Source organism: Streptomyces coeruleorubidus (assembly GCF_008705135.1).
Classification (GTDB): Bacteria; Actinomycetota; Actinomycetes; order Streptomycetales; family Streptomycetaceae; genus Streptomyces; species Streptomyces coeruleofuscus.
This window is the reverse complement of record NZ_CP023694.1, coordinates 8,937,308-8,956,940: the sequence shown is the minus strand read 5'-3', so window position 1 is coordinate 8,956,940 and position 19,633 is coordinate 8,937,308. Positions and strand designations below refer to the sequence as shown.

19 protein-coding genes are annotated in these 19,633 nt (G+C 74.5%); 5 read left to right on the top strand and 14 right to left on the bottom strand.

What is annotated here, in order from left to right; all coding sequences use genetic code 11:
• Positions 1-1,287, top strand: a complete 1,287-nt coding sequence (locus CP976_RS40810) for an MFS transporter (protein WP_268250152.1) — start codon at positions 1-3, stop codon at positions 1,285-1,287.
• Positions 1,288-1,841: 554 nt separating this feature from the next.
• On the opposite strand, the gene rfaE2 is transcribed toward CP976_RS40810, so the two are convergent.
• The 10 genes from rfaE2 to CP976_RS40760 form a co-directional block, all read right to left on the bottom strand.
• Complete coding sequence (rfaE2, locus tag CP976_RS40805; protein ID WP_150484871.1) at positions 1,842-3,248, bottom strand: D-glycero-beta-D-manno-heptose 1-phosphate adenylyltransferase; 1,407 nt, start codon at positions 3,246-3,248, stop codon at positions 1,842-1,844.
• A complete protein-coding gene (locus CP976_RS40800; protein ID WP_150484870.1) occupies positions 3,245-3,880 on the bottom strand; it encodes a D-sedoheptulose-7-phosphate isomerase in 636 nt (211 codons plus the stop codon). Before CP976_RS40800 ends, rfaE2 begins: the two co-directional genes overlap by 4 nt.
• Before the next feature lie 99 nt (positions 3,881-3,979).
• Positions 3,980-5,257, bottom strand: a complete 1,278-nt coding sequence (locus CP976_RS40795; RefSeq protein WP_190146961.1) for a glycosyltransferase — start codon at positions 5,255-5,257, stop codon at positions 3,980-3,982.
• On the bottom strand, positions 5,254-6,219 hold the full coding sequence (locus CP976_RS40790; RefSeq protein WP_150484869.1) for a glycosyltransferase: 966 nt from the start codon (positions 6,217-6,219) through the stop codon (positions 5,254-5,256). The genes CP976_RS40795 and CP976_RS40790 overlap by 4 nt, the downstream gene beginning before the upstream one ends.
• Complete coding sequence (locus CP976_RS40785; protein ID WP_167537507.1) at positions 6,216-7,289, bottom strand: glycosyltransferase family 9 protein; 1,074 nt, start codon at positions 7,287-7,289, stop codon at positions 6,216-6,218. The genes CP976_RS40790 and CP976_RS40785 overlap by 4 nt, the downstream gene beginning before the upstream one ends.
• The gene (locus tag CP976_RS40780; RefSeq protein ID WP_150484867.1) at positions 7,286-8,056 is read right to left on the bottom strand and encodes a D-glycero-alpha-D-manno-heptose-1,7-bisphosphate 7-phosphatase; all 771 of its coding nucleotides are present in this window, start codon (positions 8,054-8,056) and stop codon (positions 7,286-7,288) included. The genes CP976_RS40785 and CP976_RS40780 overlap by 4 nt, the downstream gene beginning before the upstream one ends.
• The gene (locus CP976_RS40775) at positions 8,053-9,126 is read right to left on the bottom strand and encodes a glycosyltransferase family 2 protein (RefSeq protein WP_150484866.1); all 1,074 of its coding nucleotides are present in this window, start codon (positions 9,124-9,126) and stop codon (positions 8,053-8,055) included. The genes CP976_RS40780 and CP976_RS40775 overlap by 4 nt, the downstream gene beginning before the upstream one ends.
• Positions 9,123-10,787 carry a carbamoyltransferase family protein gene (locus CP976_RS40770; RefSeq protein ID WP_150484865.1) on the bottom strand — a complete coding sequence of 555 codons (1,665 nt, stop codon included), beginning with the start codon at positions 10,785-10,787 and terminating at the stop codon, positions 9,123-9,125. Before CP976_RS40770 ends, CP976_RS40775 begins: the two co-directional genes overlap by 4 nt.
• A 75-nt stretch (positions 10,788-10,862) precedes the next feature.
• Positions 10,863-11,834, bottom strand: coding sequence for an NAD-dependent epimerase/dehydratase family protein (locus CP976_RS40765; RefSeq protein WP_150484864.1), 972 nt, complete (start codon positions 11,832-11,834; stop codon positions 10,863-10,865).
• Between the two features lie 339 nt (positions 11,835-12,173).
• Positions 12,174-12,701, bottom strand: a complete 528-nt coding sequence (locus CP976_RS40760) for a hypothetical protein (protein WP_150484863.1) — start codon at positions 12,699-12,701, stop codon at positions 12,174-12,176.
• A 273-nt stretch (positions 12,702-12,974) separates the two neighbouring features.
• Here CP976_RS40760 and CP976_RS40755 point away from each other — a divergent pair, with 273 nt between their 5' ends.
• The gene (locus CP976_RS40755; RefSeq protein ID WP_150484862.1) at positions 12,975-13,508 is read left to right on the top strand and encodes a hypothetical protein; all 534 of its coding nucleotides are present in this window, start codon (positions 12,975-12,977) and stop codon (positions 13,506-13,508) included.
• A gap of 29 nt (positions 13,509-13,537) precedes the next feature.
• Here the strand turns inward: CP976_RS40755 and CP976_RS40750 are convergent, their stop codons facing one another.
• Positions 13,538-13,861 (bottom strand): hypothetical protein, encoded by a 324-nt coding sequence (locus CP976_RS40750; protein WP_150484861.1) that lies wholly within the window; start codon positions 13,859-13,861, stop codon positions 13,538-13,540.
• A gap of 75 nt (positions 13,862-13,936) precedes the next feature.
• Between CP976_RS40750 and CP976_RS40745 the strand changes: the two genes are divergently transcribed.
• On the top strand, positions 13,937-14,302 hold the full coding sequence (locus CP976_RS40745; RefSeq protein WP_150484860.1) for a hypothetical protein: 366 nt from the start codon (positions 13,937-13,939) through the stop codon (positions 14,300-14,302).
• Between the two features lie 71 nt (positions 14,303-14,373).
• The gene (locus tag CP976_RS40740; RefSeq protein ID WP_150484859.1) at positions 14,374-15,228 is read left to right on the top strand and encodes a fructosamine kinase family protein; all 855 of its coding nucleotides are present in this window, start codon (positions 14,374-14,376) and stop codon (positions 15,226-15,228) included.
• A gap of 4 nt (positions 15,229-15,232) precedes the next feature.
• Here CP976_RS40740 and CP976_RS40735 read toward each other — a convergent pair whose 3' ends face one another.
• Entirely contained in the window at positions 15,233-16,891 is a 1,659-nt protein-coding gene (locus CP976_RS40735) for a catalase (protein WP_150484858.1), read from the bottom strand.
• A gap of 241 nt (positions 16,892-17,132) precedes the next feature.
• Entirely contained in the window at positions 17,133-18,407 is a 1,275-nt protein-coding gene (locus CP976_RS40730; RefSeq protein WP_208838956.1) for a hypothetical protein, read from the bottom strand.
• Between the two features lie 96 nt (positions 18,408-18,503).
• Here CP976_RS40730 and CP976_RS40725 point away from each other — a divergent pair, with 96 nt between their 5' ends.
• A complete protein-coding gene (locus tag CP976_RS40725; RefSeq protein WP_150484856.1) occupies positions 18,504-19,118 on the top strand; it encodes a hypothetical protein in 615 nt (204 codons plus the stop codon).
• A gap of 79 nt (positions 19,119-19,197) precedes the next feature.
• On the opposite strand, the gene CP976_RS40720 is transcribed toward CP976_RS40725, so the two are convergent.
• Entirely contained in the window at positions 19,198-19,434 is a 237-nt protein-coding gene (locus CP976_RS40720; RefSeq protein WP_150484855.1) for a hypothetical protein, read from the bottom strand.
• Positions 19,435-19,633 lie beyond the last annotated feature (199 nt).

Here is a 19,633-nt window from a genome sequence, read left to right as displayed (position 1 = left end):
CTGCCCGCCTCGCGCTCGCCCTGGCGGTCGCTGCGGTACCGCAGCATGCGCTGGTGGTCCGTCGCGAACTTCGTGTCGAACGCCGGTACGTGGATGCAGCTCACGGTGCAGAACCTGCTGGTCCTCGAGATCACCGGGTCCGCCGCCGCGACGGGGCTGTCCATGTCCGTGCAGGCAGCCCCTGCCCTGCTGATGAGCGTCCTCGGCGGCGCTGCCGTCGACCGGTGGCCCCGCAAGCTGACGGCGACCGTGAGCCAGGCGCTGCTCGGCGCGATCGCCTTCACGACGGCCGTGCTCGTGGCGCTGGACCGGCTCGACATGACCTCCCTGATGGTGCTGGCCGCCGTCACGGGTGTCGTCGCGACCGTCGACAACCCGGCGTGTGCGCTGCTGGGCAACGATCTCGTCCCACCGGAGGACGTGCCCTCGGCCATCGGGGTCGGGGCGCTGGTGCACCAGTCGGGCCGGCTCGTGGGAGCGGCCATGGCCGGTGTGGCGGTGGGGTTCCTCGGCACGTCCGCGGCGTACTTCGCGAACGGTGTGTCGTTCCTGTTCGTGGCCTCGGTCATTCCGTTCCTGCGGCCGGCCGCCGGAGCGGTGCGGGACGTCGCCGTGGGGCCGAAGCGCACCGGCTCGGACATGTCCGTGCGCGAGGGGCTGGCCTTCTTCGCGCGCCGGCCGCGTCTGATGGCGCTCGCCGGGGTGACCGGGATCAGCGCGGTGTTCGGCCGTAATTACGGGCTCACCCTGGCCGTGCTCGTCACCGGGCCGCTCGCGGGTGGTGCCGGTTCGTTCGGCACGGTGTCGACCGTGCTCGCCGTCGGCGGCATCCTCGGCGCGGTCCTCGGCGCCCGGCTGCGCCGGCCGTCCGTGCGGCTCGTGGGGGCGCTGGCGGCGGCCGGGGCACTGCTCCAGGTGGTCGCGGGGCTGTCGCCGTCCCTCGCGGTGCTGATCGTGCTCGTGCTGCCGATGGCCGTGGTGGAGTCCGTCTCCGACACCGCCGGCACGGCCGTCCTCCAGACCGACCCGCCCGCCCACCTGCGGGGTCGCGTGCTGGGCGTGTGGGGCAGCATCGGCACGGTGTGGAGCCTGGGCGGCCCGCCCGCGCTCGGCCTCCTCATGGAACTGGCCGGCGCCCGCGGCGCCCTCGTCACCGGCGGCCTGCTCATCGCCGGCTCGATCGGCGCGGGCTACCTGCTGCGACAGCGCCGTACCACGACGCCGGTGGTCATCCGGACGGAGGAGGGCGACGTCCAGGGGCGGCCGGCGCTGAGCACGGCGGCCTGAGCGAGCGCGTGGCGGGGGTGCGGGGGCTGGTGGCCGCGACCGACTGAGGCGGATCCCGGAGTCCGCACGGCGGTCGGCCGCGGCTGCCGGAGGGCCGGGGCAGCCTGAGCGGCCGGCGGCGCTGCCACCGACGGGCCAGGAGGGCCGCCTCACAGCTGATCGGCCGCGACAGCATGGAGAGACCCGGCCAGGCCGCAGAGATCGACCGACCGAGCTGCCGCCGAGCGGGGCGCCGCAGGGTCCGAGCAACTGATCGGCCGAGCTGCCCGGCAGGGCCGCACGGGCCCATGACCGATCGGCCGGACTGCCCTGATAGGGCCCTTGAGCCCCGCGACCGATCAGCCGGACTGCCCCGGCAGGTCCCCAGAGCCACACGCCCGATCGGCCCGACCGCCCCGGCAGGTCCCCAGAGCCACACGCCCGATCGGCCCGACCGCCCCGGCAGGGCCCCAGAACCCCCACAACCGATCAGCCCGACCGCCCCAGGCGGGGCGCCTCAGCGGTAGGTCAGTCGTTACGTCGTCATGTCTTCATGTCGTCAGGTCGTCAGGTCGTCAGGAACCCGACGGCCGCAGAGCCACCGTCGCCGCCTTCGCCGCCCGGCGGGTCAGCAAGGTCGTGGAGCGGCCGTCGAGGTAGGGCAGGACCACGGCCTGGCCGCCCCAGGTGCGGAGCGCCTCCGCCTCGGGCAGGTCCTGGACGGAGTAGTCGCCGCCCTTGACCCAGACGTCCGGGCGCAGGCGGGCCAGTACCGCCTCGGGGGTGTCCTCCTCGAAGACCACGACGGCGTCGACGCTGCCGAGCGCGGCGAGGACGCGGGCGCGGTCCGCCGCCGGGTTGAGCGGGCGGCCCGGGCCCTTGCGGCGGGTGACGGACGCGTCGGAGTTCAGGCACACGATGAGGCAGTCGCCGATGCGCCGGGCGCTCTCCAGCAGTCCGACGTGACCGGCGTGCACCAGGTCGAAGCAGCCGCCGGTGGCGACCACGGTGCCGCCCCGGGCCCGGACGCTCTCCGCGAGGGCGAACGCGTCGGTCGCGGCGTCGTCCGCGGGGCCGGGCGGCGGCTCGGTCCGCCACAGGTCGGGGTTGCCCGCGCCGCCGGCCGCGACGAACGCGGCGGCCTCGGCGACGGCCCGTTGCAGCGCCTCCTCGGGGAGCAGGCCGTCGGCGAGGGCCGCCGCCGTCGTCGCGGCGAAGCAGTCGCCCGCCCCGCACGGGTCCCCGGCGGCCCGGTAGGGCACGGGCACGAGCATCGGCGTACCGGAGCCGGGCCGGGCCAGCAGCACCCCGCGGTCACCGAGGGTGACAGCGACACCCGCGGCGCGCCACCGCTCCGCGAGCCGCGTCCCGCGCTCCGCGTACGCGCCCAGTGACGTCCCTCCGGAGCCGGGGTACAGGGCTCGCGCCTCCGCCGCGTTGGGGGTGACGAGCCGGGCTCCGGGCACGGGCGGGTCACCCTTGGGGTGCGGGTCCCACACCAGGGGTGTGCGGCGGGCGGCGGCCTCCAGGTGCGGCCGCAGGGCGCCCGCGGTGTGGCGCCCGTAGTCGGCGACGAGGATCGCGCGGGCGCTCGCCAGTGCCTCCCGGACCGCGTCGTCGGGTTCGCCGGGGGTGCCGCCGCCCCGGTCGATGCGGACGACGGGCCGGCCTCCCGCGAGGACACGGGTCTTGACCGGCAGGGTGCCCTTGAGCGGGAGCTCCAGCAGCCGGACCCGGCCGCGCAGGTCACGCCGTACGGCCTCGCTGGCGTCGTCGTCACCGAGCGCGGTCACCAGGACCACCTCCCGGCCGCCGCGCGCGGCGAGGGCGGCGGCCAGTCCGGCTCCTCCCGGGTGCCGCCGGTCGCCGGTGACGTCGACGACGGGGGCGGGGGCGTCCGGGGAGAGCCGGGTGGAGACGCCTTCGATGTCCTCGTCGAGGAGGACGTCCCCGACGACCGCGAGCGGTTCCGGTCCGGTCATGAGGTGCCTCCGTGAGTGAGGACCGTGCGCCGTGCGAGGGGTGTCGACACGGCCGTGTCGAAGCACTCGCAGAGCAGGTGGACGGCGACGAGGTGGATCTCCTGGACGTTCGCGGTGCTGCCGGCGTCGACGCACAGGGCGTCGTGGGCGGCTTCCGCGAGGGGGTTCGGGCCGCGCCCGGTGAGCGCCCAGACGCGCAGTCCGGCCTGGCGGGCGGTCACGGCCGCGGCGATGAGGTTGGCGCTGCGGCCGGAGGTGGACAGCAGCATCAGGATGTCGCCGGGGCGGCCGTGGGCGCTGACCTGGCGGGCGTAGACGTGGTCGAAGCCGTAGTCGTTGCCGATGGCGGTCACGCTGGACGTCTCGGCGTGCAGGGCGAGCGCGGAGTAGGCGCGGCGTTCCTGGCGGTAGCGGCCGACCAGTTCGGCGGTGAGGTGCTGGGCCTGGGCGGCGCTGCCGCCGTTGCCCGCGGCGAGCAGGCGGCCGCCGCCGGTGAGGACGTCGGCGAGCCGGCTGCCCCAGTCCGCGATCCGTTCGAGGCCGTCCCCGCGGAACCGGCCGAGTGCCTCGTCCAGTGACCGGCAGTGCAGGCGGGCGGCATCGAGCGCGGGGTGTGCAGAGTGTTCGCTCATGCTGTTCGGGTGTGCCGCCGCCCGGTGGACGGTGGCGGACCCGCACCTCCTTCGGTCTTCAGGCGTCGGCGACGGCCGGCGGGTCGGGGACGGATCGCTTCAGCCGGCGCCCGTCGCGGCGGGCTCGGCGTCGAGGACCTCGCAGTAGGCGGCCTCGGTGGCCGCGGCGACCTGGCCCCAGCCGTAGCGGCCCAGGACCCGGCGGCGGCCGGCCGCCCCGCACGCGGCGCGGGCCGCCGGGTCGGCGAGCAGGCCGGCGACGGCGCGGGCCAGGGCCTCGGGGTCGCGGGGCGGCACCAGCCGTCCGGTGCCGGGGTCGGCGACGGTGTCGAGCTGCCCGCCGACCGCGCTGGCCACGACGGGCACGCCGCAGGCCATGGCTTCCAGCGGGACGATGCCGAAGGGTTCGTAGTCGGCGGGGCACACCACGACGTCGGCGGAGCGCAGCAGCGGCGGCACCTGCTCGCTGGGCACGGCGCCGGTGAAACGGACCCGGTCGGCGACGCCGGCGTCCCGGGCGATGCCGCGCAGCCGCCGCACCTCCGGGTCGTCGTCGAGCCGGTCAGCGGGCGGCCCGCCGACCACGACGAGCTCGGTGCCGGGCAGCCGGGCCAGTGCGGCGACGGCCACCGCGGCGCCCTTGCGCGGCACCAGCCGGCCCAGCTGGAGCAGCCGGTGCGGGTACGGTCCGCGTGGCGCGGCCGGGCCCTTGGGGCTGAACCGGTCGGGGTCGACGCCGCACGGCACGATGCCGATCTTGTGCGGAGGTATGCCCATGCGGGTCAGTTCGGCGGCCTCGTCCCGGCAGGTGGCGACGATGCGGTCGCAGCCCAGCCCGATCTCGGTCTCGCCGGGGATCCGCTCCGGCGGGCTGGTGTCGGCCTGGCGCTGGTGCCGTCGCTTCACGGTGCCGAGGGCGTGGTACGTGTGCAGCAGGGGCAGCCCGTGCGCGCGGCTCGCCCGCAGCGCGGCCAGGCCCGACATCCAGTAGTGCGAGTGCACCAGGTCGGGGGCCCGGGTGCGCCAGCCGCGTGCCAGGTAACGGCCGAACTCACCCATGTACGGCAGGAGCTCGTCCTTGGGCAGCGGCTCGGCCGGCCCGGCGGGGACGTGGTGCACCTCGACGCCGTCGCGCAGTTCCACCCGGCAGGGCAGGTCGGGCGCGTCACGGCGGGTGTAGACGGTGACACGGTGACCGCGGTCGGCGAGCGCCCCGGCGAGGCAGGCGACGTGGACGTTCTGGCCGCCGGCGTCGACCCCGCCGAGCGCGGCGAGGGGACTCGCGTGCTCCGAGACGAGCGCGATCGCGAGGACGCCCGGGTCGAGGGGGTCGCCGCCGAGCGGTCCGGTGGGGAAGGGGCTGAGGGACGGGGTCATGAGCACACCTCCGTGATCAGGCGCTCCCAGTCGGCCAGGAAGCGCTTGAGCCCGTAGCGTTCGAGGGCCGCCTGCCGGGCCCGGGCTCCGTCCGCGGCCGCGGCCTCGGGTTCGTGGAGGTAGCGGCGGGCGACGCGGGCCAGGACGTCGGGGCGAGTGGAGAGGGTGCCCGCGCCGGGCGGGAGGGCCTCGACGGCGCCGGTGGTGGCGAGGGCCAGGACGGGCAGGCCGAGGTGCATCGCCTCCAGCAGGGACAGGCCGAGGGAGGTCCAGCGCACCGGGTGCAGGTACATGCGGCGTTCGGCCATGGCCGTGTGCAGCTCGCTCTGGGGCAGGTCGGCGGTGCGGCACCGGTCCGGTGGCAGGCCGAGGTGGCCGGCCAGGCCCTCGGTGCCCATGCCGAACACGTCGAGCGGTACCGCCTCGGCCAGGGCGGGCAGCAGGTCCGTGCCGGTGTACCGGGCGCGTCGCACGGGTTCGTTGACGACGACCGCGGCGCGCGCGAGCCGGCCGGTGTAGCGGTGGCCCGGGTCGACGATGCCGTGCTCGACGACCTCGGTCCGGGTGGTTCCGCAGTCCCAGAACAGCCGGTTGAAGTGCGTGACGTGCACGATCGTCAGATCGGAGCGGTCGGCGCACGGATGCCGGGTGTCGGGTACGTCGCCGTCGGGCGCGTTGTGCTCCAGGTACAGAGCGGGTACGTCCCGGCCGGGGCGGCGTCCGCCGAGCCAGCGTTCGGCCAGCTCCGGTTCGTGCGGCCGCTGCAGGACGACCAGGTCGACGGGCGTGTCGCGGAGTTCCCCGGGGGTGACCTCGCGCACCGAGGCGGGCCAGGAGAAGGTACGGGCCCGCCCGAGGCCGTCCGGGTCGCGGCCCGGGGTGACGGGGACGAGGTAGGTGTGCGGGCCCTGGACGAACGCGGTCGTCCAGGAGCCGTGCACGTGCCACAGCAGGATGTTCATACGGCCGCTCCTCGCTCCGTCTGTTCTTCCTGGTCCGCCGGGTCGTCCGTGAGGGCCGCCACGGCGGCGAGCACCTCGGCGTCGCCGATGCCGTCCAGGCAGGGGTGTCCCGGCACGGGGCAGTGCCGGGCCCGGGTGTCCGCGCAGGCGGCGTACCGGTCGCCGAGCAGAACGTGCGGTACGCCGTAGGGGGCCCACAGTTCGGCCGGCACGACCGGTGCGAAGAGGCTGACGACGGGTGTGCCGACGGCGGCGGCGAGATGGGCCGGGCCGGTGTTCCCGGCCACGACGACCCGCGCCCCGGCGAGGACTCCGGCCAGGTGCGGCAGGTCGGTGGCGCCGCCGAGGTCCAGTGCGTGCCGCCCGGCGACCCGCGCGGTCAGCTCCCGCTCGGCGCGGCCTCCGGTGACGACGACCCGGTATCCCTCGGCGGACAGGGCGGCGACGGCCCGTGCCGCCCGGCCGGGGGTCCAGGCGCGGGCGGGGACGGCGGCGCCGGGGTGGACGACGATGTACGGCTCGGGCCCGGTGAGGCGGGTGGTGGGGGGCGGCGGTGTGACGCGCAGTCCGCCGTCGTCGCCGGGCGGCAGGGCGTAGCCCGCGGCGCGGGCCAGGTCGAGGGCGGCGAGGGCCTCGGGGCGGTGCGGCGGTCTGCGGTGCCGCAGGTCGAGCAGCGCGCCCGGGTAGTCCTCGCTGTCGGCGGCGGTCCATCCGATCCCGGCGAGCCTGAGCAGCAGGGCGATCGGCAGCGGGCTCTGGTGGTACGACACGAGGACGAGCGCCCGGTCGAAGCGGCCCGCGGTGAGCGTGTCCATCAACCGCCGGGTGGCCGCCCGCGTGACCGGAGGCGGCTCCAGCCCGACCCAGGGGGCGTCGTAGGTCAGCACGTCGTCCGCCCCGGGCAGCATCCGCGCCGCCGCGGCGCCCTGCGGTCCGCACAGCAACGCGGTGTACGAGGACCCGGCCGCGACGGCCCGCACGGCGGGCCCGGCCAGGAGCACGTCTCCGGCGCTGTCGAGGCGGACGACGAGGGTCCGGGGCAGGCGGCTGCGGGAACGGAAGGGGGTCATCGCGCCTCCCCCGACGGCAGGGCGGGGTGACCGCGGGGTACCGCCGCCGACGCGGCCCGATGGCGGCGCGGTTCGCCGACCGGCCCGGCCGGGCTGTGCCGCCACTCCCCCGTCGCCGCACCGGCATCCCGTCGTGGCTGTCCCGCCGGCGCGGCGACGGGTGCCGGGTCGAGGACGATGCGAACCGCGGCGAGCAGGTCGGCCGCCGTGGTGTCGGCCGACACGGTCTCCTCGGGGCGGGTGGCGGCCGTGGGGACCAGGACGCCGCGGGCCCCGGCGGCGCGCGCGGCCTCCACGTCGGCCCCGATGTCGCCGATGACGACGGTGCGTTCGGGCGGAACGGCGAGCCTGCGGCACGCGGCCAGGACCAGGCCGGGTGCGGGTTTGCGGCAGCCGCAGCCCTCCCCCGGCCCGTGGGGGCACACGGCCCAGACGGAGAACGGCCCGAGCAGTTCCTCCACCCTCAGGCGTACGTCCTCGACCTGGCGGGGGGTCAGCAGGCCACGGGCCACGCCCGACTGGTTCGTCACGACGCCGACGGGAATCCCGGCGGCGCGCACGGCGTCGAGGGCCTCCCGGGCCCTCGGCATGGGCGCGACCCGCGCCGGGTCCCCGTTGTAGGGGACGTCGGCGACGAGGGTGCCGTCGCGGTCGAAGAGGACAGCCGCGGGGAGCGGGCCGCCGGGGTCGTGCGCGTGCGGGGGCTGCCGCACGCCGGTGGGCCCGTACGGCCCGGAGAGCAGCCATGGACCGGTGGGCCGGGTCATGACCGCAGCCGTTCCCTGACCGCCGGGCGGGCCGCGGGCTCCGGCCCGCCGGTCCCGAGCGGGCTGAGCGGCCGGGCCGTACGGTGGGCGAGTCGCCCGCGCAGCCAGTGCCAGGTGGCGGCCGGCGGGATGAGAGCGCTGGTCACGACCATGGTGAGCACCTCGTCGCGGGTGCGCGGCCCGGGCAGGATCCGGGCCAGGGCGAACTCGGTCGTGCCGGCCAGCCATGCGGCGGCACAGACCCCGGCCGGCCGGTGCCGGCCGAGCAGGGCGCAGCCCAGCGCGGTCACGCCCGCTCCGGTGACGGCCAGGTGGACAGGCAGCCGCCCGCGAGGCGCCTCGGCCCGGCGCCACCAGTGGCGGCCGTGCAGCCGGGTCATCAGCACGTCGTCGGCGTTGCCGGCCTGGAGACGGACGGAGGTCCAGCGCCCGGCCGGCCGCACGGGGTGGGTGGTGGTGCGCCGGCCCCCGGTGAGCGTCCAGCCGGCGTCGAGGATGCGCAGCGCGAGGTCGGCGTCCTCCCGGAAGGCCCGCCGGAAGCGCTCGTCGAATCCGCCGACGGCGGCCAGCGCGGCCCGGCGGTAGGCCATGTCCGCGGTGATCCAGCGGGCGGCGGCGAGTCCGGCCGTGTTGCGTTCCCAGTCGGTCGGGCGGCGGTCGGCGGGCAGCGGCACGTCGATCCGGGCGGTGATCCCGGCGGTCCGCTCCGTCGCCGCGGACAGGTCGAGGGTCAGGTCGTCGCCCCAGGTGGGCCCGGGTACGACGTCGTCGTCGAGGAAGACGATCCAGGGCACGTCACCGGCGGCCCGCCAGCCGAGGTTGCGTGCGGCGGCGGGTCCGCGCGCCCCGCCGGGTACGACGATGGTGCGCGAGCGCAGGGACGGCGGGACGTCGGCGGTCAGGGGCGGACGGGCCGCGCCGGGCCGGTCGTCGACGAGGACCACCCGGACCGGCCCCGGTCCGCCGGCCTCGGCCAGGGCGTGCAGGCACACGCGCAGACTGGGCCGTCCGAGGGTCGGGACGACGACGGCGTACTCGGCGTCCCGTGCACGGGCTTCGGGCTCGGTCATCGCAGGCCTCCGGCGTCCTCGGTGCGGAACAGGTCACCGCGGCGGATGGCGTACGGGCCGATGGCGAGCAGATCGACGGGCGAGGAGCCGAAGCACTCCAGGGCGTCGCGCGGGTCGTCGACCATGGGCCGCCCGGCGGTGTTGAGGCTGGTGTTGACGACCACGGGCAGCCCGGTGAGCCGCTCGAACTCGCCGAGCATGCGGGCCACCAGCGGCTCGCGGCCCGGGTCGACGGTCTGGATGCGGGCGGTGCCGTCGACGTGGACCACGGCGGGGATGCGGTCCCGCCACTCCTGGGCGACGTCGTGCACGAACAGCATGTACGGGCTGGGCAGCGGGCCGTCGAAGATCTCGGCGGCGCGGTCGGCGAGGACCATGGGGGCGACGGGCCGGAACTGCTCGCGGCCCTTGACGTCGTTGAGCCGTTCCAGGTTGCCCGCGTGCCCGGGATGGGCCAGCAGGGAGCGGTGGCCGAGCGCCCGGGGGCCGTACTCGGAGCGGCCCTGGAACCAGGCGACGATCGCGTTGTCCGCGAGGGCGCGGGCGACGGTGGCGGCGATGTCCGGGGGCCGCTCGAAGGGTACGGCGGCCGTCTTCAGCCAGGCTCCGAGCTCCGCGTCGGACCAGTCCCGGCCGAGGTCGGCGCCGGACATGGGCTCCGGCTCGTCGCCGGCGCCGGCGGACAGCAGCAGGGCGCCGCCCAGGGCGGTTCCGGCGTCTCCGGCGGCGGGCTGCACCCACACCCGGGAGAAGGGGCCCTCGCGTGCGATACGTGAGTTGGCGACGCAGTTGAGTGCGACGCCTCCGGCGAGGGTGAGCACCTGGTCGTGGGTACGGCCGTGCAGCCAGCGCACGAGGTCGAGCAGGGTCTCCTCCAGCACGGCCTGGGCGCTGGCGGCGACGTCGGCGTGTTCCTGCGTCCACGGCTCGCCGGCGCCGCGCGGAGCGCACAGCTCGTGCCAGGGCACGCCGGTGGCGTGGAAGCCGCCGTCGCCGGTCGGGTACACGTGGCGGCGCAGTTCGGTGAGCATGCGCGGGGTGCCGTGGGAGGCGAGCGCCATCACCTTGAACTCGTCGGAGGAGCGCAGGAATCCGAGGTGTTCGGTGAGTTCCTCGTAGACGAGGCCGAGCGAGTGCGGCAGGTCCTGCGCGTACAGCGCCTCCAGCCGGTCGCCCACGCGGCGTGCGGCCAGGTGGGAGGCGCGTTCGCCGCGGCCGTCCAGGACCAGTACGGAGGAGTCGCCGGCGTCCGGTGCGGCGAAGGCGCCGGAGGCGGCGTGGGCCATGTGGTGCGGCACGAAGCGGACGATGCCGGGGTCGAGGCCGGGCAGGGCCGTCCGCAGGAATCCGGGTGCCTCGCGGGCGTACGTCAGCCGCAGGTGGTCCCACGGGTCGTCCAGGCCCATGTCCTCGGCGGGCCGGGCCAGTGCCGGGTCGAAGGAGTAGGTGACCGCGTCGAGGTCCTGCGGGCGCAGCCCGGCCCGCTTCAGGCACCAGGCAGCGGCCTTCTCGGGCAGTTCCCAGGCGGCGAACGGCAGGGGTCGCTTCCCGTGCTTGCGCCGGGAGAACCGCTCCTCCTCAGCGGCGGCGACGGTCCGCCCGTCGATCACCAGGGCGGCGGCCGGGTCGTGGAAGAGGGCGTTGATTCCGAGGATGCGCATGGGGGGTGGCGGCCCTTTCGGCGGTCGGGAAGGAATCCGGACGCGGTGGTGCGGGGGGGGAGGTGCCCGAGCGGGTCAGTCGTGGTCAGTCGCCGGTTCCTCGCGGAACCATGCGATCGTGCGCCGCAGCCCCTCCTCGGCACGCACCTGCGGTTCCCAGCCGAGCTTGTCGCGGGCCAGGGTGATGTCCGGGCAGCGCACGGCCGGGTCGTCCACCGGGCGTTCGATGAAGCGGATCTCCGACGGGGAGCCGGCGAGTTCGACGACCAGCCGGGCCAGGTCGAGCATGGTGATCTCGGTCGGGTTTCCGATGTTGACGGGGCCGCGCATGCCGTGGGCGGCCGCCGCGAGGATGCCGCGGACGGTGTCGTCGACGTAGCACAGCGACCGGGTCTGCCGGCCGTCGCCGGTCACGGTGAGGGGCTCGCCGGCCAGGGCCTGCCGCACGAAGGTCGGCACCGCGCGTCCGTCGTGGCCGCGCATCCGCGGGCCGTAGGTGTTGAACAGCCGCACGATGCAGGTGTCGGTGCCGTGGGTGTCGGCGTGGGCGGTGGTCAGCGCCTCGCCGAAGCGTTTGGCCTCGTCGTAGACGCTGCGCGGGCCGACCGGGTTGACGTTGCCCCAGTAGCGCTCGTCCTGGGGGTTCTGCTGCGGGTCGCCGTAGACCTCGGAGGTCGAGGCGAGGACGAAGCGGGCTCGGGAGGACCGTGCGAGTTCCAGGGCGTTGCGGGTGCCGAGGCTGCCCGTCTCCATGGTGTGCAGCGGCAGTCGCAGATAGTCCGCCGGGGACGCCGGGGAGGCGAAGTGCAGGACGAGGTCGGGCCTTCGCTTGATCCGCAGGCCCTCGGCGACGTTGGCCTGCACGAGCGTGAAACCGGGCCGTTCGAGCAGCGGGGATATGTTCTCGGGCCGGCCGGTGCAGAAGTCGTCCACGCAGGTGACGGCCGCGCCCGCGTCCAGCAGGGCGGCGCACAGGTGGGAACCGACGAACCCGGCGCCGCCCGTGACGACGGCGTGTTCCCAGCTCCGTGAGAGGGCGGTGGTCATCTCGGTCTCTCCTCCGTCAGCGGCGTACGGCCCGGCACGACGGTGTGCGCCTCGGACCGCTGAGGGTGGCCGGAGGCCGTCGAGCCCACGATCAGCGTCCGCCGACGCAGCGAACACGGCACGGTCGCGTACGGCAAACCGGTGAGTCACGGAGGGTGACGGAGTGGGGTTACCGGCTGTTCGCGCAGGTGAGGAGGTGAGTGGAGGGCTGGGAGCGGGGTGGGCTCGTCCAGCCCGTGACGGGGCGTGCAGACCAGTGCCGTCGGGGACCGGCAGCCAGGCACCGCCGAATAGTCGGCGAGGCGAAACCGCCGTGAGCCGGTGGGGGCCTGCCCCCCGTCAGGCGATCAGTGTGCGGCCCGGGAGCAGGCGGTCGAGGAGTTGGGTGTGGTGCAGTTCGGCCACGGGGGCGAGCAGGTCGGGGTGGCGCAGCAGGGCGGCGGCGCGCTGGTCGCTGTCGTCGGGCGCGACGAGGCGGCGGAACTCGGCCGGTGCGCCGGTGCTGTGGCTGCCCTCGGCGAGCGCGGCCACCGCCAGGGCGGCCAGCTCCGGGTCGGTGAGCAGACTCGCCGCCCAACTGGCCACGACCTCGTCCACCCAGGTGCGCCAGGCGTGCGCGTCCACGTCGTCGTCCAGGGACGCGTCGGCGCCGGTGACCCAGTCCAGCCGCGCGGAGCCGCCCGGGCCCGCCACGTCGACCAGGGCGGCGTCCATCGCCGTCGGGTACCTGAGCCACGCCGCGACCGTCACGGCCTGCCGGGCCTGCACCTCGCACAGCGCGGAGGCGAGCGCTCCGCCGGAGGCGGGGAAGGCGCGGGTCAGCCACTGGGCGGTCGCCGCGATGACAGGAGAGAGGTCTGCTTGCACTGCCGGGCCGTCCGAAAGGGGTGGGGAAGCGGGGGATCTGCCCGTAGACGGTAGCCGCCGCCTCGCGTCCCCGGACGTGATCGGGACCTCGTCCGGGCTGTGGCCTCGGCCACAGCCCGGACGAGGCTCGTACGCAGGGAGCTGATCCCGTTTCGCCGGGAAGGTCCCGGGCACCCGCCCCGCGTAGCCTCCCGCAAGCCGGAAAAGTCCGGTGAATCCCCTGTTCCGGCCGCCGCCCCGGGACAGGGCCGGAGCAGGAACAGGAGCAGTGTCATGACGGAACAGCGAACGGATCCGCCGGGCGCCCACCGTGCTCCGGCCACCGACATGTCGCTGCTGGGCATCTACCTCAACGACCACCTCGCCGGCGCCACCGCCGGGACCGCGCGGATCCGCTATCTGCTGCGCTCGTGCCGGGGTACGGCGCTCGGCGACGCCCTGGAACCGATCACCGCCGAGATCGCCGAGGACCGGGCGAGCCTGCTCCACATCATGCGGCGGCTCGACGTGCCGGTGCGCCGCTACAAGGTCTACGCGGGCCGGGCGGCCGAGCAGATGGGCCGGCTGAAGAGCAACGGCAGCCTGGTGCGGCGGTCCCCGCTGAGCACGCTGTGGGAGCTGGAGGCGATGGGTCTGGGGGTGGAGGGCAAGACGGCCGGCTGGCAGACGCTCCGCGACCTGGCCGCCACGGACCCGCGCCTGGACGCGCGGCAGCTCGACGACCTCATCGAACGGGCCCGGCGGCAGCGCGCCACGCTGGAGGAACTGCGCCGCAAGCAGGTCGATGTCGCCTTCCGCGAGCACTGACGCACAGGCTCCCCGCCGCCAACCCCGCCTTACCAGAACCTGCTGCTGAGAGCCGGCTGGTGCGACAGCTCCACGGCGTCCCGCAGCCGCAGCGCGACGCTGATCGTGGCGCGCAGGGCGGAGGGACGTACGGTCTGGGCGGTCTCCGTGGCGAGGACCAGCAGGCAGGCAGCCGCCTGCTCGACGATCGGCGCGGGGAGGATGAAGTCGTTGTCGGCGGCCGCGCGGAACGCCTTCAGGGGGATCGCGGCCCCGTCGATGGCCCGGTGCGCGGCCTGCTCCAGGTGCTGTGCGGCCTGTTCGCACACAGGGGCGGGCAGGGCGATGGTGCGCTGGAACGATGAACTCGTCATGCTCCGACTGGTCCCCCGGCGGCGGCCGGTTCTGTCGGCGGGCGGCGGGATTTCACCGTCCCGCGTGACCGGGACGTGGCGAATGTGTCCACCGCCGCCACCGGCGACCGGTACACCGCCGAGGAGATCCACACCTTCCTCGAGGACTTCTACGGCGAGCACGGCCCGGGCGACTTCGCCCGCAAGTACGGGATCTCGCCGCACCTCGAGGAGAAGGTGGCGGCCAACCCGGAGTTCGACGTCCTGCTGTGCGCGCAGAACGTCCCGGCGTCCATCGACATCGGTCCGGTCACCACCGCCCAGTCCGCCGGGGTCGGCTGGGCGACCGTGAGCACGTACTGGAACGGCGGGTCCGACAAGGCTGACTTCACGGCGTACGTCGACCTGGACGCGACGCGGCCGATCCAGTTGCTGGATGTCGATTGCGGATCCGAAGGCTGAGTGCCGGGCCACCGGGGGCCCGGTCGTACGCTGGGTGTTCGATCAAGCTCGGACCCGAGGGAGGAGCGCGTATGACCGCCCCAGCGGATGTCGTGGCCCGGCTCACAGGGCGGGCGGTCACGGGTGAACGGCCGCTGTCCGGGACCCTCGCCGAGGTCACGCTCGACGACGGGCGGGTGGTGATCGCCAAGCGTGCCGACGATCCGGGGGCGGCGCGGGCCGAGGCGGCCGGGCTGCGCTGGCTGGTCGGCGCCGGCACGGTGCGGGTACCGGCCGTGCACGGCCACGACGGGAACTGGCTGGTCGTCGACCGGGTCGCGCAGGGGCGGCCGAGCCGGGAGGCGGCGGTCCGCTTCGGCCGTGACCTGGCCGCCCTGCACGCCGCCGGGGCGCCCGCGTTCGGCGCGCCGCCCCCGGACGGTCCGGCGGACGCGTACATCGGGCTCGCCCCGATGCGCAACGAGCCCGGCGCCGACTGGCCGGGCTGGTACGCCGAGCATCGCGTGCTGCCGTATCTGCGGCGCGCGGTCGACCAGGGCACGGTCCGGCCCGGTGAGGCGACCGACGTGGAACGACTGTGCGAGCGGCTGCCGGAGCTGGCGGGGCCCGCCGAACCGCCCGCGCGGCTGCACGGCGACCTGTGGAACGGCAACGTGCTGTGGGCGGCCGACGGGCATGTCCGGCTGATCGACCCGGCCGCGCACGGCGGACACCGCGAGACCGACCTGGCGATGCTGCGTCTGTTCGGCTGCCCGTACCTGGAGCAGGTGCTGGGCGGCTACCAGGAGGAGGCGCCGCTCGCCGACGGCTGGGCGGACCGCGTCGGCGTGCACCAGCTTTTCCCGCTGCTGGTGCACGCCGTGCTGTTCGGCCGTGGTTACGCGGACCAGGCCCTCGCGGTGGCCCGTGGCGCCCTGACGGGGTGACCGGTCACCGGGTCACGACGTGCCGCTCGTCCGGCACGCAGTGGGTCATGGTGAGGCCCTCGACGTCGCGCGGTGGGTTCTTGCCCAGGTTGGCCAGGCGCTCGCGGTCCTCGTCCGTGAGGTCCTGGCTCGCCAGCGGCTCCAGACCGGCCACGTCCTCGGGGCCGATGCCCAGCCCCTCGCCGACCCGCAGGCCCAGGTCGTTCTCGACCAGCAGGAAGTGCCAGACCATGCGCTCCTGCACGGGCCGGTCGCACTGGGACAGCAGGTCGGTGAAGTTCTTCACCAGGTCGTCGCGCTCCCAGTCCTCCAGGAGCAGGTAGCGCTGGCCCGCCTGCATGTAGTCGTTGGTGCGGGGGATGCGCTTGCGGGTGAGCCGCCCCTCGATCACGGGTCCCTGCTCGTCGTGGGTCGGGTAGCGGGCCTCGCGCAGGCCGCCGGTGATCGACGGCTCGTAGTTGACCTGCGGGTTCTCGCCGCCGCCGTCCACGTGGTACGCCATCTGGCCGTCACGCTGGTTGGTGCGGACGTCCGCGTTCTTGGCCTGGTTGACGGGCAGTTGCAGGTAGTTGGGGCCGACCCGGTAGCGCTGGGTGTCGCTGTAGGAGAAGGTCCGGCCGACGAGCATCTTGTCGTCGGAGAAGTCGAGGCCGTCGACGAGGACGCCGGTGCCGAAGGAGATCTGCTCGTTCTCGGCGAAGAAGTCCTTCGGCATCCGGTCGAGCACCATCCGGCCGACCGGCTTCGGCGGGAAGTCCTGCTCGGGCCAGGTCTTGGTGTCGTCCAGCGGGTCGAAGTCGAGGTCGGGGTGGTCGTGGTCGTCCATCATCTGGACGAGCAGTTCCCACTCCGGGTGGTCGCCGCGTCCGACGGCCTCGTACAGGTCCTTGGTGGCGTGGCCGAGGGAGTCGGCCTGGACGTTGGCCGCGTCCTCCTCGGTCATGCTGCGCACGCCCTGCTTGGGCATCCAGTGGTACTTGACCAGTTTGGTGTCGCCGTCGGCGTTGACCCACTTGTAGGTGTTGACGCCGAAGCCCTGCATGTGGCGGTAGTCGGCGGGGATGCCGCGCGGGCTGAACAGGTTGACGAGCATGTGCATGGACTCGGGCGTCTGCGACATGAAGTCAAAGATGCGGCGGGGCTGCTGCTCGAAGGTCACCGGGTCCGGCTTGAGGGCGTGGATGACGTCCGGGAACTTGATCGCGTCACGGATGAAGAAGACGCCGAGGTTGTTGCCGACCAGGTCCCAGTTGCCGTCCTCCGTGTAGAACTTGACCGCGAAACCACGCGGGTCGCGGGCGGCCTCGGAGGAGTCGCGTCCGCCGATGACGGTCGAGAAGCGGACGGCCACGTCCGTGCGTTTGCCGCGCTCCTGGAAGAGTTTGGCCCGGGTGTAGCGGCTGATCGGCTCGTCGCCCCAGGTGCCGTAGGCCTCGAAGTGACCGTAGGCGGTGACGCCGCGGGCGTGCACGACGCGCTCGGGGATGCGTTCCCGGTCGAAGTGGCTGATCTTCTCCAGGAACTGGTAGTTCTCCAGCGTGGCGGGGCCGCGGGGCCCGACGGTGCGCTGGTTCTGGTTGTCGTAGACCGGATGGCCCTGGCGGTTGGTGAGGACCCTGCGGTCGTCGCCCGGAGCGGGACCGGTACCGGATACGTCCGTCATATGCATGGGCTCCTTCGGCTCATGGCCGGCGGCCGACCGGGGCGGCGCCGCGAGCGGCCGCCCGGCCGGTCCTGGCGGAACGCCCGGGTACCCGGCGGAGCGGGGTCAGTCACGTGCCGCCCGTACGTGCCGCACTTGCGCACCGCGACCAGCTGTGCCCGGCACCGCCGCCGCGGTCCTCGTTCCCAGGGCGTTGCCGCCCTGGTCAGTGTGCGTGAACCGGGGCGCGGTCAGGCGCCGGCTACCCGTGCCGTCCCTCGCACACGGACCACACCTCCGCGAGGAGGGCCGGGTGGTTCTCGCCGTACGCGTCGACGGCCGCGGACACCGCGTCGAGGGCCGCCCGGAGCGGGTCGGGTTCGGCGGCACCGGTCACCGCGGGGAGGGCCATGTGCGGCTGCGACATCCGCAGGGACGGGTCCGGTCGGCCGATGGTGAACGCCCCGGCACACATGGCGGAGTCGGCGGCCGCCGCTTCCACCACGGCGGCCGCAGGGCCCACCACAGCCCGTGCCGCATCCTGGGGCTGCGGGATGGGATCGTCCGCAGACGCGGGCGGCCGGAAAGGGGGCCGCTCGGGTGGGACGGCCCGGCCGACGGTCCGGTCCGGGACACGCGGGTCGGTGGCAAGCCTCTGCCACATGCGGGCCTCGTCGTCGAACGGCGGCGGCAGTGGACGGCCTTCGCCCAGGGCCGTGAGCGCGTCCGCGACCCAGTCGAGGGCGGTGAGACCGGCCGCCTCACACGCCCGGCGGGCCACGAACACGGCCACCGCGCGCTGGGTGGCGGGGCCGGAGGCGTCGATCGCGTGAACCAGGGCGGGGTCGAATTCGAGCAGGCCGCGGACGCTGCCGCCGACGTCGCGCAGGGCCTGGCTCGGTGGCTGTCCGCCCCATTGCCATCGTTCGAAGGCGAGCCGGCGTTCCCGTTCCGCCGTCTCCTGCGCGAGGCGGGCCTGGCGTTCGGCTTCGGCGCGTTCGGCGGGTGTGGGAGGCGGCGGCAGTTCGCGGGCGTAGCGGTGCCAGTAGGCGGCGGCCTGCGAGCTCTGCTTCAGAACACGGTCCGGCTCGGGCGGGGCGGGCCAGAACTGGAGGAGGTAGCAGTCGAGCGGGGGCTCGCCGTCCGGGCGGATGTCCCGCTCGCTCGCCCGGTCCATGCCCTTGGCTGAGTACCGCACCCGGTAGTCGGTCTCGTCCAGGCCGAGCTGCCAGGAGGCTCCCCCTCCCCATTCCACCAGCGCGCCGTCCGCCGACACGGGACGGAAGGACACCTCCACCACGTCCTCCCAGGCCGGGTCCAGCGGCGGCGCCTGCTCGTGCACCTCCACCGTGAAGCCCACGTCGCCGGTGTGCAGCCCGGTGTTCAGCCACAGGGCGCCCGGTGTCGCCGCCCCGCACAGTCCCGCACGCTGCCCGGCGAAGGCCTCCGAGAGGCCCAGCTCGAAATTGTCCGGATCGGTCTCGACGTAGATCTGGCCGTAATGCACATGGACCTCTCCCTCGACCGGCCTGCGCACGATCAGCTCCTCCTCGTCCGGGGATGGGATGGTGAGCTGCCGGCATCGTGGCATCCGCCACTGACAATCAGAGCGCGTTCACGGGAGAGCAGAGGCATGCGGCACGTCTACTGGATCGGGGGCGGGAGCGGCGCGGGCAAGTCCACGATCGCCCGCGGACTCGCCGATCGGCAGGGCTGGCGTCTGTACTCGACCGACGATGTGATGGGGGATCACGCCCGCCGGACCACTCCCGACGAGGCCCCGTTCCTGCACGAGTTCATGGCCATGGACATGGACGAGCGCTGGGTGAACCGGCCTCCGGAGATCATGCTCGAGACGTTCCACTGGTACCGCGGTGAGGGCTTCGGGCTGATCGTCGAGGACCTGCTGCGCATGCCGCGGGAGACGTGTGTCGTCGTCGAGGGTTTCCGTCTGCTGCCGCACCTCGTACAGCCCCTGCTCACCGAGCCCGGACACGCGGTCTGGCTCCTGCCCACACCGGAGTTCCGGCAGGCCGCGCTCACGAGCCGGGCCCCGCCGGGAGAGGGCTTCACGGCGAGGACCAGTGACCCGGAGCGGGCGAACCGCAACATCGCCGCACGGGACCACATGTTCACGGAACGCCTCCGCGAGGAGACCGCACGCCTCCGGCTGCCCACGGTCACCGTCGACCTCACGCTGTCGGAGGACGAGCTCGCCGAGCGGGTGAGCCGGGTCCTCCGGCTCTGACCTCATCGAAGAGCCGGGCACCAAAAGGGCCCGGACCCGCCGACCGGCGATGTCCGGGCCCTGTGACCCCGGTGGGGCCTCAGCCGCCGTTGAGGCGTGCGCGCAGGAGGTTCTTGCCCAGTTCGGCACCCTTGCGGCTGTCCGCCTGGGCCTTGCGGAACAGGTCCGCGACCTCGGTGTCCTTGGCGCGCTCCGCGTCCTGGATGTAGCTCTCCAGGCGCAGGGCGTTGTTCAGGCACGCCTCGACGTACCAGATCAGGTTGTAGTCCTTGTCCTGCGTACCGGTCACGCCGCCGGTCTCCGTCTCGCTGGCCATTCGGACCTCCTTCTCGCGGAGCGGACCTCTCTTCAGGCGCCGGACGGGTACCCGTCCTCCGGCCGGGCACACAGCCCGTCCGCATCACTTTCGGTCACCATCCGATCACGCCCTCCCGGGACCGGCTGCCATCCGGGGAGCCGGATCCGTGTGCACCACCAACTCCCCTCCTCCGTACGGCAATCCCGACAGTTGCCAC

Coding starts and splice junctions, on each gene's coding strand:
- rfaE2 (WP_150484871.1), bottom strand. CDS start 3,248: ATGACCGGACCGGAACCGCTCGCGGTCGTCGGGGACGTCCTCCTCGAC.
- CP976_RS40800 (WP_150484870.1), bottom strand. CDS start 3,880: ATGAGCGAACACTCTGCACACCCCGCGCTCGATGCCGCCCGCCTGCAC.
- CP976_RS40795 (WP_190146961.1), bottom strand. CDS start 5,257: ATGACCCCGTCCCTCAGCCCCTTCCCCACCGGACCGCTCGGCGGCGAC.
- CP976_RS40790 (WP_150484869.1), bottom strand. CDS start 6,219: ATGAACATCCTGCTGTGGCACGTGCACGGCTCCTGGACGACCGCGTTC.
- CP976_RS40785 (WP_167537507.1), bottom strand. CDS start 7,289: ATGACCCCCTTCCGTTCCCGCAGCCGCCTGCCCCGGACCCTCGTCGTC.
- CP976_RS40780 (WP_150484867.1), bottom strand. CDS start 8,056: ATGACCCGGCCCACCGGTCCATGGCTGCTCTCCGGGCCGTACGGGCCC.
- CP976_RS40775 (WP_150484866.1), bottom strand. CDS start 9,126: ATGACCGAGCCCGAAGCCCGTGCACGGGACGCCGAGTACGCCGTCGTC.
- CP976_RS40770 (WP_150484865.1), bottom strand. CDS start 10,787: ATGCGCATCCTCGGAATCAACGCCCTCTTCCACGACCCGGCCGCCGCC.
- CP976_RS40765 (WP_150484864.1), bottom strand. CDS start 11,834: ATGACCACCGCCCTCTCACGGAGCTGGGAACACGCCGTCGTCACGGGC.
- CP976_RS40755 (WP_150484862.1), top strand. CDS start 12,975: ATGACGGAACAGCGAACGGATCCGCCGGGCGCCCACCGTGCTCCGGCC.
- CP976_RS40750 (WP_150484861.1), bottom strand. CDS start 13,861: ATGACGAGTTCATCGTTCCAGCGCACCATCGCCCTGCCCGCCCCTGTG.
- CP976_RS40740 (WP_150484859.1), top strand. CDS start 14,374: ATGACCGCCCCAGCGGATGTCGTGGCCCGGCTCACAGGGCGGGCGGTC.
- CP976_RS40735 (WP_150484858.1), bottom strand. CDS start 16,891: ATGACGGACGTATCCGGTACCGGTCCCGCTCCGGGCGACGACCGCAGG.
- CP976_RS40725 (WP_150484856.1), top strand. CDS start 18,504: ATGCGGCACGTCTACTGGATCGGGGGCGGGAGCGGCGCGGGCAAGTCC.
- CP976_RS40720 (WP_150484855.1), bottom strand. CDS start 19,434: ATGGCCAGCGAGACGGAGACCGGCGGCGTGACCGGTACGCAGGACAAG.